The 14,272-nt window shown below is 38.9% G+C and carries 8 protein-coding genes; 1 reads left to right on the plus strand and 7 read right to left on the minus strand.

Annotated features, from left to right (window positions below):
• A complete protein-coding gene (locus tag AC1DDK_RS02080; protein WP_337715328.1) occupies positions 1–525 on the plus strand; it encodes an OmpA family protein in 525 nt (174 codons plus the stop codon).
• 41 nt (positions 526–566) lie between these two features.
• Here AC1DDK_RS02080 and AC1DDK_RS02085 read toward each other — a convergent pair whose 3' ends face one another.
• The 7 genes from AC1DDK_RS02085 to AC1DDK_RS02115 form a co-directional block, all read right to left on the minus strand.
• Entirely contained in the window at positions 567–1,364 is a 798-nt protein-coding gene (locus AC1DDK_RS02085; RefSeq protein ID WP_477633791.1) for an ABC transporter substrate-binding protein, read from the minus strand.
• Between the two features lie 68 nt (positions 1,365–1,432).
• A complete protein-coding gene (locus AC1DDK_RS02090) occupies positions 1,433–3,811 on the minus strand; it encodes an ABC transporter permease (RefSeq protein WP_337715331.1) in 2,379 nt (792 codons plus the stop codon).
• Positions 3,812–3,825: 14 nt separating this feature from the next.
• Complete coding sequence (locus tag AC1DDK_RS02095; protein ID WP_337715333.1) at positions 3,826–6,237, minus strand: ABC transporter permease; 2,412 nt, start codon at positions 6,235–6,237, stop codon at positions 3,826–3,828.
• A 16-nt stretch (positions 6,238–6,253) separates the two neighbouring features.
• Positions 6,254–6,943, minus strand: coding sequence for an ABC transporter ATP-binding protein (locus tag AC1DDK_RS02100; protein ID WP_337715335.1), 690 nt, complete (start codon positions 6,941–6,943; stop codon positions 6,254–6,256).
• A gap of 25 nt (positions 6,944–6,968) precedes the next feature.
• Positions 6,969–9,362 carry an ABC transporter permease gene (locus tag AC1DDK_RS02105; protein WP_337715337.1) on the minus strand — a complete coding sequence of 798 codons (2,394 nt, stop codon included), beginning with the start codon at positions 9,360–9,362 and terminating at the stop codon, positions 6,969–6,971.
• Between the two features lie 20 nt (positions 9,363–9,382).
• Entirely contained in the window at positions 9,383–11,755 is a 2,373-nt protein-coding gene (locus AC1DDK_RS02110) for an ABC transporter permease (protein ID WP_337715339.1), read from the minus strand.
• A gap of 147 nt (positions 11,756–11,902) precedes the next feature.
• Positions 11,903–14,266 carry an ABC transporter permease gene (locus tag AC1DDK_RS02115; RefSeq protein WP_172660624.1) on the minus strand — a complete coding sequence of 788 codons (2,364 nt, stop codon included), beginning with the start codon at positions 14,264–14,266 and terminating at the stop codon, positions 11,903–11,905.
• Positions 14,267–14,272 lie beyond the last annotated feature (6 nt).

The following is a 14,272-nucleotide window of genomic DNA, read 5'->3' on the forward strand; positions in this document are numbered from 1 at the left end:
ATGACAAAGAAAACCATCTTATTTTTGGCGCTTTTAGTTAGCGTAACACTCTCGTGTAAAACCGTTAAAAAAGTTATTCAAGCCCCTCCTTCTCCGGCAGAGAAACCAGCGGGTGATGCTGAGCTAGACAACATTAAGAAAGACCTTCCTGAAAGTCAGGTAGAGCGTACTGATGCCGGAATTAAATTCACATTTAGTTCAGAGATATTGTTCCCTACCAACTCTTCGTATTTAAATGAAGGTTCAAAAAAGAGTATTGCTGATGTTGCTAAAGTTTTAAAACAGAAGGACGCCAACCGTCAAATTCTTATCGAAGGACATTCGGATAAAACTGGGACCGCAAAATACAATCAGTGGTTATCAGAAAAACGTGCAGTATCTGTTAAAACTTACCTGGTTAGTTTAGGTATTAACGGAGATAGAATTCAAACTTCAGGTTTAGGTGATACACAGCCTATTGCAGATAACAAAACTAAAGAAGGACGTTTAAAAAACAGAAGAGTTGAGGTTACCTTGTTGAAGTAAGAACAACTGTTAAAGATAAATAATTCAACCCAGCCGGCCGGTTAATAAAGTTCCTTTTGAAGCTGAAACAGATACTGAACTGCTTTAACCAGTCGGCTACCATACCAGGAGAACATTTCTCCATCAACCAACATTACTTTAGCTTCAGGTACTACAGCCCTGATTTCTTCAAGGTGTGCTTCTTTGAAGGGATAGGGCTCTGAGGATAAAAATATAAGATCGGGCTTTAATTTAGCCAGTTCATTTAGTTCAATTTCAGGATACCGCTTCTCTTTAATTACATTGCTAAGGCCATTTAATGCCAATATATTATCTATAAAGGTATCTCTGCCAGCCAACATATATGGTTTTTTCCAGATCAGATAGGCAACTTTTTTATTGATTMCGTTTTGAACGGCCAAGGTTTGAAGATCATTAAAGCCTGCACTGATCAGGTGATTTAAATAGGAGGCTTCTGGTTGCCTGTCAACCAGTTCACCTATTTGGGCAATGGTCTTCTTTGCATCTTCCAGCGTATAAATATCGCTCATCCAAACAGGATAATCCTCCATCAGTTCTTCGATCTGCGATTGCTCATTCTCTTCTTTATTACCGATGATGAGGTCGGGATTTAAATCCCTTATTAGCTGGATATTTAGTTTCTTAGTCCCTCCTATTTTGGTACGCTCTGCAAACTTTTCAATGGGATGAATGCAAAATTTAGTAAGTCCGATGATTTCCTGATCAAGCCCAAGCTCGAGCAACAGTTCTGTTTGAGAAGGCACTAAAGAGACGATCCGCTTTGGCGGATAATTGATTAAAATTTCTCTGTTCAGCTGATCGGTAAAACTGCGTTGCATGATGCAAAGATAGTTGCATTATGCGTAATTTAAAGCAATCGTCGAGGACGAGACGGCGGCAAAATGACTTATTCATATTTCAATGCATCCACAGGATTTGACTTTGCAGCACGATAAGCCTGCCAACTCACAGTAAACAACGCAATCAAAATGCTCGATACTCCGGTAAGAATGAATACGGCAGGGCCAATTGAAATGTGGTAATCAAACTGCATCAGCCAATTATTCATAATCAGATACCCAATTGGCATGGCCAACACCATAGCTATCATAACTGTTTTAACAAAGCTTACTGACAACAGGGTAATGATACCAGTAATGGTTGCGCCCAATACTTTACGTATGCCAATCTCTTTTGTGCGTTGCTCGGCACTAAAGGCCGACAGCCCAAATAAGCCAAGACAGGAAACAAATATAGAAAGGCCTGCAAAGAGGTTCGATATTATAGACAGCATTTGTTCATGTTCAAATTTCTCGGCAACCAGGCTATCAACAAACTTGATTTCTACAGGGAAATCAGGATTTAATTCTTTTGTGATCTTTGTGATCTGATCAATGCTTTCCCGTACATTCCTTGTAGTGTTTAACCGCATCGTGATTACATCACTGTTTTCAGCATTGAATACGATGGCCATTGGGTGCAGCGTTCTGGTAGGTTCATCCCACAGTACATCGGCAAATACGCCCACCACCGGTCTTTGTTTACCGTTGAAAAGAACTTGCTGACCAAGGGGTTCTTTAAACCCCATTTGTTTTACAGCAGTTTCACTGAGCATCAGTGCCGACGAGTCTGAGGCACGGCCTTTACTAAAATCGCGTCCGGCAATTAATCTGATGTTATTCGTTTTCAGGAAATCATAAGTGGTCTGAATAAGGTCAAATGAAATTTTCTTATCTCCATCTCTCATGCCATGCCATTCAAGCCCGCTGGTATTTGAATTTTGAAAGGCGATGCTTCCTGATGACTGCGTTACCGCAGTTACTGCCCCTGAGTTGAGCAATCTGTCCTTGAACAAGTCAAATTTAGGATATAAGTTGCCTTCATGAGGCATTTCGATCAGTGCATTGCTATCATATCCCAGAGGTCTGTTCTTTAAATATTGTAATTGCTGATAAAGGATGAGTGTTGCCACGATTAGAACAATTGCAAAGCCGAACTGGATGATAACGAGCACCTGTCTAAAGCTGAGACTAAAATTGCTTTTAAATGCTATGGTCTTCTTTAAAGCCTGAACCGGGTTAAATGAAGAAAGGAAAAATGCTGGGTAACTACCAGCAATCAAACCGGTAAACAGAATCAGGCCGGTCACTGCCAGCCAGTTTCCGGGATGGTCATAACTGATCTGCAGTTTGGTATTCAGCAGGCCATTGAATGCTGGCAGGAATAGTTCAACCAAGACTATTGCTAGTACCACACTAACTATGGTCAGGATAAATGATTCGAGCAGGAACTGCATTATTAATGATGTGCGGCTGGCACCAATTGTTTTTCTGATACCCACTTCTTTAGCACGTTTTTGAGATCTGGCAGTAGAGAGGTTCATAAAATTGATGCAGGCTATTGCAAGAATACCCAAGGCAAGTATAATGAAAATGCGTACTTGTTCGATCTGGCCGCCATCGGCTATACCATTAGTAAAATGGCCATATAGATGGTATTTTTCGAGGGGATATACAAAGGGGGCTGCTTCAAGAGTTTTTGTTCCGGTATTTCTGGCAATGGTGTTTTTTATTTTTTGGTTGAATGCATTAGGTTCGGTCCCATTCTTTAGTGTAAGCAACGTAAAGAAAGAATAATTGCCCCAGTTAGATTCGGCTGGCCATCCGTTCAGGTTCTCATAAAGTTTCCAGGATGTCAGACATTCAAATCCATAGGTAAAATTTGGCGGAAGATCCTTTATTACCGCAGTAACCTTCAGGTTGGCCTGGTTTTCAAATCGAACAGTTTTATTGAGTACATCAACAGTGCCGAATAACCGTTTTGCAATGGTTTCTGTAAGCACAATGGAGTTCGGATCGTCAAAGGCTTTCTCCGGATTACCGCTTAGATAGTCAAACTTAAATATTCGCAACAGATCAGGATCAGCATAGCGTCCTTCTACCTTAAAAGAATTCTGCCCATTAGCCACTAATCTTCTGCTGGCCCATAACACCCTGCTGATGTTTTCTATTTCTGGGCTTTCTTCTTTTAGCACCAATGGAAGCACATTGGAAACCTGTGGCGTGGTTCCGGTAATGCTCTTATCGGTACCGTAAAAATTAACCATCAAGTGATAAGTGTTTTCACTATTCCCAAATTGCTTATCGTAGCTCCACTGGTATTGCACATACAGCAACAACAATAGGCTTGCTGCAAGACCAATGGCGAGCCCGCTGATATTGATCAGCGAAGCAGTCTTGTGCTTTAGTAAATTCCGAAAAGCAATTTTAAGATCTAGTTTAAACATCGTTTAGGGCTTAATTATTCATATTTCAATGCCTTTACTGGGGGGCTAACCGCAGCTTTTCTTGCCTGTATGCTGATAGTAAATACTGCTATTATTAAAGATATTATGGTTGCAAATACAAATGGAGCGAACGGCATATCAACACGATAGGCAAACCCCTGGAGCCACTTATTCATAACTATGTAAGCAATGGGCCAACTGATTACATTTGCTGCTACAATCAGTACCAGGAAGGAACGATTAAGCATATTGATTATTTGGAAATTAGAAGCGCCCAACACTTTACGAACAGCAATTTCTTTTGTTCTTCGTTTTGAAACGAATGCTGATAAAGCAAATAAACCAAGCAAAGAAAGCAATATTGAAAAGGCACTAAAAAGCGTGATCATTTCCATGAAACGTTTGTCTGAAAGTATCTGGGCTTGAAAGGCCGCCTCCCCAGAGGTATATATCATTGGAAATTCGGGGTAAATCTTCATCCACTCCAGCCTTACTGACTCTATCATATGTTGGTAATTATCCGTGTTGAAACGGACTAAAAGGTTATTGGTACTAGACATACCACCTAAATGGGTAACTTTATAAATTGTAGGCAAAACAGTCTTATCAAAACTTTCATTATGATAATCCTTGATCACTCCGACGATGCGAAAAGTATATTTTCTCTTTTCGTCTAGCACATCATAGTCCTGTCCAACAATATTTTTACCAAGTAGTTTTGCTGCTGCTTCATTTAAAACAACCGTATTTACTGTATCCTGTTTATACTCTTTAGAGAACAGCCTACCGCTAACCAGATGTACACCTAAAGCTGGCAATGTTTCCATGGTAACTGTTACAGTATTGAAATCAAAGGTGTTACTTTTATACACTACTTTTTCAGAAACGTTAAACGTATTACCCATTACCTGGGTTGTAGTAGCTACGTATTGCACTCCTGGTATTTTTTTTATCCTTTCAGCAAACCGGTCATCATAATTGGTTGATATATTGATGAGATGGGAACGATCAAAACCAAGATCCTTGTTTACTAAGAAATTTGTTTGTGATTGCATTACACCAATAGAGATTACAAATGTTGCAGCAATTGCAAATTGGACAATAACTAATCCGTTTCTTAAAGCAATACCTTTAAAACTATGTTCATAATTTCCTTTTAATACAGCAATAGGATTATAGTTAGAGAGTACAGCCGCAGGGTACAAACCAGCCAACAACGTAACAATAATAAATACAGCAAATAGCTGGAATAATATGGACACTAGCTTTGCATTGTGCCAAAAGCTAAGCTGTGCATCAAAATTAGTGCTAAAGGCGGGCAGTAACAGTTCAACAAGTGCAATACTAATAAATAATGCAAATAAACTTTGAATGGCCACTTCAAAAAGAAACTGCCATACAAGTTGTTTCTTGCTTGTTCCCAACACCTTTTTGACACCAACTTCTCTAGCTCTTTGTACAGATTGTGCTGTGGCAAGATTAATAAAATTGATGACAGATATGAGCAATAAAAATATAGATAGTGCTACTACAGGCTTAATTTTATCTACCCAGTTTTTTGCAAAGGGAGGATTCCTATGTACATCCTTTAAAGGGATAATTTTTAAAATCGGAGCGCTTGTACTTCTAGAAACATCCTTATTTTTTGCTTCACCATAGAGTTTATTTTTATAATCAAAATGAGCGATGTTAATGGTTTTATTTAGTGCATTTGTATCTATTGCCGTATTTACTAACCCGTATATTTTACAAGGGGTAGTGACATTCAAATTCTCAGGATCTTTTTCTCTTTCTCCGTTATGCAATATTGCATTAAACTTAAGGCTTTCTGAAGCCAAGGGATCTTCAACCACACCTGTTACAGTATAAGATGTACCAGGATCGCCCTTCCACATAAATATCTTAATGGTTTTTCCTAAAGCCTCATCAGTACCAAATAGCAACTTTGCAACACTACGCTTCAGCACTACTGAATTAGGAGATTGCAATGCATTATTTTGGTTGCCCTGCAGAAACTGATAAGGAAATACCTTAAAAAACAGAGAATCAGCATTAACAAATCCTTTTAATACTAAAGGGTCGGCAAGCCCGGCTTTTATGGAAAGAACATCCCCCCAATCATTATCTATCTTAGTAACATATTTAAACTGGGGAATGCTTTTTTTTAGCATTTCTGCATTTCTGGAATTATTAAGCTCCTGCCAATGCGGCCTATTATCAGGAGTGGAAAGATTGAGAAATTCTCTGACCTGATAAACATTTTCTAGTTTCGAGTCCCATTTATCATAATTATTTTCATGGTTAATAAATAACAACAAGAGCACAAAACCTGTAAGTCCAAGTGCCAATCCTCCAATATTAATTGCAGCATAAACCCTGTTTTTAATCAGATTCCGAAAAGCAATTTTAAGATTTAGTTTAAACATGTTCAGCCGCTATTCTTTAAACAGTTTGTTGAACCACAACGTCTTCCTTAATAACCCCATCCAATAAATGCAGAATACGACTTCCATACGCAGCATTAACTTCAGAATGGGTAACCTGAACAATGGTAATTCCCTCCTCTTCATTTAGCTTTTTAAACAGATCCATAATCTGTAAAGCCTGAGTAGATTGCAGGTTACCTGTAGGCTCATCAGCTAAAATTATAGACGGTTGTGCCACCAAAGCGCGTGCAATACCCACCAATTGCTGCTGGCCTCCAGATAATTGATTCGGGAAAAGATCACTCTTGGCCACCATATTAAATCTGTCCAGAATATCAGCTACCCGACTTTTACGCTCAGAGCCCGGAACTTTTTTATACAATAATGGTGCTTCAATATTTTCGGCTACCGTCATCTCATCAATAAGATGATAAGCCTGAAATACAAAACCAATATGGTTACGGTATAGCTCAATACGCTTACGCTCGTTTAGTGAAACTACATCTTCGCCCATAAACTCATACTGTCCGTAGGTAGGTTCCTCCAGCATTCCCAATATATTAAGCAGCGTTGATTTTCCTGCGCCAGATGGTCCCATTATGGAAACAAATTCACCTTGTTTTATACTTGTAGTTACGTGACGAAGGATGTAACTTTTTACCCCTTTGTTAGCGTAATATTTCTCTATATTTCTTAATTCTATCATGAGATTATGTTTTTATGTTTTAATTCTATTCGTATTTCAAGGCATCAATTGGGTTGGTACTGGCAGCTTTGTAGGACCTAAGGCTTACAGTGATCAGGGTAATGACAATGGAAAGCAGCATGGCGATCATAAAGGGCCAAACACTGAGTGGTGCTCTGTATTCAAAACCTTGAAGCCACTTGGAAACAAATATATAAGAAACTGGCCAGGCGATGAGGTTGGCGATCAGCACCATCCAGAGGAATGAACTGTTCAGCATCCTGATGAGTTCTGCAGTGGATGCTCCAAGTACTTTTCGGATGGCTATTTCTTTGGTCCGCTGTGTAGCGATGAAGGAGATCAATCCAAACAGGCCTATGAAGGAGATGAAGATAACCACCCCTGCAAATACTTTAAAAAGTACGCTCATAACCCGCTCCGTCTCATAAAATGAGCTGATCTGATCGTCCATAAAGCTGGAGTTGTACACATAATCAGGAAATGTCCCGTTCCAATCGCTTTCAATGGCTTTCATGGCCTGAAGAAGCTGGCCTGGTTCCATTTTCACGGCCATAAGATTGTAGACACCCTTGTAGGAGAACAATGCTGTAGGCTCTATTTTATCATGCAGAGAAAAATTGTTAAAGTCTTTAACCACACCAACAACCGGCATCTTACGGCCTTGAGTTTCTATAAATTTTCCAAGAATTTCATTGGGGTTGCTGATGTTGAGTTTTTTTAGCAGGGTTTCATTGACAACGGTTTCTTTAAGGGTGTCTGTTTTAGACAGGGTTCTCCCTGCGATCAGTTTCAATGAAAAGGTGTTGATGTAGTCACGGTCTGTTGATTTCACGCTCAGCTGGAAGTTTTCATCTTTGGTACTGTTGTATTTAAAGCTGGAGGTGTTGTTGTTGTTGGATGAAGGGGCTGCATTGCTAAAACTGACTGCTTTCACGCCATTGATATGAAGTATTTTCTCCTTTAAGGTGTTGAATTTTAGTTGGCTCAGACTATCGGATGGTACATCCACCAGGGCAATGGCATTGGTATCAAACCCTAAAGATTTGGCCCTCATGTAACTCATTTGATTGATCACTACCAGAGTGCCTACGATCAGTACGGATGTGATGGCAAATTGAATAACCACGAGCGCCCTTCTGAGTCCGATTGCTCCTGCGTTTGCGGCGCTGATCTTATTTTTTATCGCAAGCGCAGGACTGAAACCTGACACGATCATTGCGGGATAAAAGCCAGCCAGGAAACTCACTACCAAAACCAACAGGGTCATGAAGATGAATATCACGGGATGCCCAAAGAGGCTAAAAGAAATATCCCCACTGAACAGATTTCTCATTCCCGGAAGGGCTAATTCTGTAAGCACACTTGCAATAAGCAATGCAATGATGGTGATCAGTGCGGTTTCGCTTAAAAACTGCCATACCAATTGTTTGCGCCTGCTTCCCATTACCTTGCGGATACCAACTTCCTTAGATCTGCTTACGGCTTGGGCGGTGGCCAGGTTAATAAAATTGATACAGGCAGTGAGCAATAAAAATGAACCAATAACGATCAAACCGATGATCTGACCCTCCGGCATGACTTTATTATTAAAGTTGCTGAATTTTTCGTTATAGTGGATATCACTTAAGGGCTGAAAATAGTGGTGCTCCTTGCCTACGCTTCCTTTTTCATAGTATTTATCGATAAGTTTCAATACAGGAGCTTTAAGCGCTGATGCGTCGGCACCTTTTTTTAACAGCACATAGCATTCGGAACTCGAGCTTACAGATTGCCAGCTATTCAGGCTTTCGTCTTTGTAGGTCAGGTAGGAAATGACTACATTGAAAGGGAAACTGCTGTTATCCGGAAAATCTTCAAAAACGCCGGTGACTTTGAGGTCTAACCTGTTTGAAAACCTGATGTTCTTGCCAACGGCATCCTGCCATTTTCCAAAATATTTATCTGCCGTTTTTTTTGACAGGGTAACGGTGTTCGGGACTGACAGCGCCTTGCGTGGCTCTCCTTCAAGCCACTTGATCTTAATGATATCGAAAAACTGGGGTTCAATATAATAAACGCTTGATGCTTCTTTAACTTCAGGTCTTGTGGTGGTGGCCGCAACCTTGATGATCCCTCCTGATTCCTGAACAGCAGCAACCTGCTCTGCCTGAGGAAAGTCGTTACGCACTGCCGCAGCGAGCGGTCGCGGCACTCCTTTACTATAAAATTCATTTTCGCCCGGATAGGTCCAGGAGGATACGACCCGGTAGATCCGGTCGTTATTTTCATATCCCTTGTCAAAGCTCAGCTGGTATCTTAAAAAGATAAAAATAAGCAGGCATGCGGCCAGTCCGATAGATAATCCTGTGATATTTATGAAGGTGTATCCTTTATATTTCCAAAGGTTTCGTAAGGCGATTTTTAAGTTCAGTTTAAACATCTCAATTCTTATTAATCTGGTTATTCGTATTTAAGTGCATTAATTGGATTTGATTTAGCTGTTCGATAAGCCTTATAGCTTACAGTAAGCAAGGTTATTGTTATGGTACCAAGGGCAGCCAATGCAATTATCCACCATGAGATTGTGGTATGAAATTCAAAATTATCCAGCCATTTAAGCATCACATAGTAAGCTATAGGTGCCGCTAATACGGTTGCAACAAGAATCATCTTCACAAACGACAGCGATAATAGCTGCATTAAGCTTACTACCGAAGCACCCAAAACTTTTCTTATTCCAAACTCTTTGGTACGCTGCTCGGCACTATAAGATAATAAGCCGAACAACCCTAAACAAGATATAAAAATAGCCAAACCTCCAAACAGATTAGATAACAATCCCAGAGTTTTTTCCTTAGTAAGTTTTTCAGCATATATAGAATTCATAAACTTGATCTCTACAGGATATGCCGGGTTTATTTCTTTAGTGATGCTTGTAATTGTCTCTATGTTTTGTTGCAGGTTATTGTTCTCATTTAAGCGCATGGTAATTGCCCCTGTACCACCTTTATTAAAATAAACGATCATCGGATTATTTGATTGGTATGGCGAGTCCCATACATAATCATCAAAAACGCCAATGATGGTGCAGTTGCTATCAAACATTTTAACAATTTCGCCAACTGGTTTTTTTAATCCCATTACTTTAACCGCAGAGGCACTAACCAAAATCGCGGAAGAATCAGAAGCGTATTTCTTATTAAAATCGCGACCACTGATCAGTTTAATTCCATTAGTACTAATATAATCGTAAGTAGTTCCAACTCTGTTAAACAACACTTTATTTTCGGGATTTGGCATCCCCCGCCATTCTATTCCGGTAAAATTAGACCCGTGATGTGATAAGTTAACCGATGACTGATACATGTTTGTAACGGCACCAGATTTTAACAATCTTGTTTTAAGCAACTCAAATTTCTCATTCAATTGCCCATCTTGCGGCATTTCAACCAGTGCATTTACATCAAACCCAACTGGTTTATTTTTTATGAACTGAATCTGCTTATAAATAACCAGCGTTGAGATGATCAGGATAATTGTGAAACAAAACTGTCCAATTACCAACAGCTTTCTTAAGCTTAGCGAAAAGAAGCTTCTGCCCTCTACATTTCTTTTGAGCGATTGTGTAGGGTTAAAAGACGACAAATAAAATGCAGGATAACTACCGGCAATTAGCCCGGTAAGTAAAATAACAGACAAAAGCCCTAACCAGATGTAAGAATTAAAATAAGGGATGCTCATTTTAATATTCAGCAGGTTATTGAATATTGGCATAAACGCTTCTATTAATGCAATAGCAATGATTACACTAATTAATGTAAGCACCATTGATTCGGCCAGAAACTGCATAATTAAGGACCTCCTGTTTGCCCCTATCGTTTTCTTTATACCAACTTCTTTTGCACGTTTTTCGGACTTTGCCGTTGCCATGTTCATGAAGTTAATACAGGCAATTAAGAGTATACCTATGGCCAAAGCTGTAAAAAGCCAGATCTGTTCAATGTCTCCACCTACACTTTTACCCTCTTCAAACTTTCCGTACAGGTGCATTTTACTTAACGGGAAAAGGAAGTTGGGTTGAGAAACCTCTCTGTTGTTTCTTTTAATGGCCTCATAAATTTTCTTATTAACCAAATCAAGATTTGCATCCGGCCTTAGGGTAACCAATGTTACAAAGCTGAAATTGCTCCAGTTTAAATCTCTGGCGCCCTCATCTAGTATTTCGTACAGAGACCAGGGCATTAAATAATCAAATCTATTTGAGCTGTTCTCTGGAAGATCTTTTATAACTGCTGTAACGGTCAAATTCTCTTTCTCCTGATATTTGACCGTTTTATTTAATACGTCAGTTGATCCGAATAAAGTTTTAGCCGTGCTTTCTGTAAGTATTACTGATCTGGGGTCTTTTAAAGCTGTCTTAGGATCACCATGCATGAACTTATAATCATACATCTTTAAAATGTCTGGTTCGGCAAATTTAGACTTCTTTTTAAAGCCGTTAATTCCATTTGCAATTAATCCGGTGTTACCATAGTCCATCCGGCTTATGTATTTTACCTCAGGAATTTCCCGTTTAATTACCGGAGCAAATGCAGTTGTCGACCCATTAAAGGTTACAAAGATCTTTCCTTTGTCATCAAGAACGTTAGTCATCACTACATGTACATTTTCGGAATCTTTTGACTGTTTATCAAAGTTCAGCTCATACATTACATATAGCAACAGCATTAAACATGCTGCAAGGCCAATGGCTAAGCCCACAACATTTATTATGGAAGACACTTTGTTCTTCCAAATGCTTCGCAATATGATTTTAAAATTCAGTTTGAACATTTCGTCATGATTTCCTTTCTGGTTGCTAATCGTATGCCAAATTAAAAAAACCTCACACAAGCCTTATAATCAATAAATTAACATCTAAAAATAAGCACCACATGTTCATTATCGAACAGGCTTCGTACAATAACGAACAATATTCAATTATTCATATTTCAAGGCATCTACGGGATTAGATTTAGCCACCTTAACGGATTGTATGCTCACTGTTAAAATTGCAATCAGAAATGATAGTCCAACGGCAATAGCAAATGGCAATACAGATATGGCCACTCTAAAACTATAAGCAGACAACCAGTGACTTATAATGATATAGGCAAGTGGAAAAGCTATGAGATTTGCAATAGCAACCAGCTTGATAAAGTCCTTATTTAATAGCGTAAGGATGTTTGCTGTACTGGCGCCTAAAACCTTACGAATGCTGATTTCTTTTTTACGCTGTTCGGCCATAAATAAGGCAAGACCTAATAAACCCAGGCAAGAAATAAATACTGCAAAGCCACCAAACCAGTTAGATAGGGTTCCTAGCAATTTCTCGTTTTGAAGTTTTGATTCGAAATCATCGTTAACAAATCTGTGGTCTACCGGAAAATCAGGGTTAAACTTCTTAATGATATTGTCTATAGTACTAACGGAAGAACTCAGATTCTGATCCGGATTTAGCCTTGCGATGATGTAATTATAATTGCTTGTTGGGTTATACATCACTAGTGGATTAACTTTTTGATAAGGAGATTCCATTACAAAATCTTTCATTACACCAACAATTGTTACCGGCGTATCATCCCATTTTATTATCGTGCCAACAGGTTGTTTTAGTCCCATTATTTTTACTGCGGTTTCGTTAACCAGAACATTTACAGTATCTACAAAGCGAGACGAAAATTCTCTGCCGGCAATAATTTTGGCACCGGTTGTTTCAGTAAAATCATAGCCCGTCCCTCTGTAATTAAATAAGATCAGTTCTTTTGGATTTTTACCTGGCCAGCTAAAATCAAAAGTTGCATCTCCAAACTGATTTAAACTATGACTAAAATAGGTAACTGAGGTTGCAGCACCTGATTTTAAAAGCTGATCTTTTACAAGATCCAGTTTTTCTTTTCCTTTTAGATTGCCTTGAACCGGTATTTCTATAAGGCCATTTCTATCGTAACCTATTGGCTTGTTCTTAATGAAATTTAACTGCTGATATATTACTCCGGTACAAACAATTAAGCATGCTGCAAATACAAACTGAAACACAACCAACACTCTTCTTACCGAAAGTGATGAGCCGCCAATGGCTGCAAAGCCCTTTAATACTTTTACAGGTTCAAATGAAGAAAGATAGAAGGCGGGGTAACTTCCGGCAATAAAACCGGTAATTATGGTTAAACCTAGCAGCGTACTCCAAAACTTCCAGTCTTGATAATTAATAACCAGTTGAATATTTAGAAGGTTATTAAAATATGGCAAGCTTATCTCTATCAAAGTAAAAGCAACCAGCATTCCTATAAGGGAAAGCACCATAGATTCCATAAGGAACTGCCCAATAAGTGATTTTCTTGAAGATCCAATAGCCTTACGTACACCAACTTCTCTTGATCTTTTCTCGGACCTTGCCGTAGACAGATTCATAAAATTAACACAGGCGATCAGAAGAATGCAAAAAGCCAGAACAATAAAAATTCTGATCTGATCTATTTTGCCACCGGTTGATTTTCCGTTTTCAAACTTATCATACAAATGCCATTTAGATAATGGATGCATTAATCCCTCATTTTCAGAATTCTTCCAGTTGCGTTTATAAATGCCTTTTATCTGACCACTAACATTATCCAGGTATTTATTATCCTTCAATTGCATTAAAGTAAGAAACGCATTGCTTCCCCATGTGGCATTTTTCACCCAGATATTTAATTTCTCATTCAATGACCAGGGCATCAGATAGTCAAACTGAATAGTTGAATTTTTAGGAACGTCTTCAATTACCGCTTCAACTTTTAATGGCTCACTGTTTTGAAATTTTACGGTCTTATTAATCGGGTCTTCATCACCAAATAAATTTCTTGCCATTGTTTGGGTCAGTATAACTGAATTTGTCTCCTGCAACACTTTCATTGGATTGCCTTTGATAAACTTATAATCCAGTATTTTAAGAAATGAGGGATCTGCAAAAATAGCAGCCTTTTTAAAGTTGTTTTGCTTATAGCTTAATAATTCATTAGTGGGGGTTGAAGAATGTGATGCGTAAGCTACGCCTTGAATTTTCTCGCTGATTTCCTTTGCCATTGGTGCCGGGGTAACACCGTAACTAACTATATCAGTACTGCTTACCGAATTAAGATACACTACATATGTTTTATCATAGTTCTTAAACTGCTTGTCGTAGCTCCATTCATACGCAACATACAGTAGCAGCACCATGCAACTGGCTAAACCAATTGCTAACCCGCCCACGTTAATTAATGTATACCCCTTGTTTTTCCAAAGGTTACGTAGTGCTATTTTTAAGTTTAATCTGAACATGACTTT

It is taken from the genome of Pedobacter sp. 05T44, assembly GCF_056395985.1.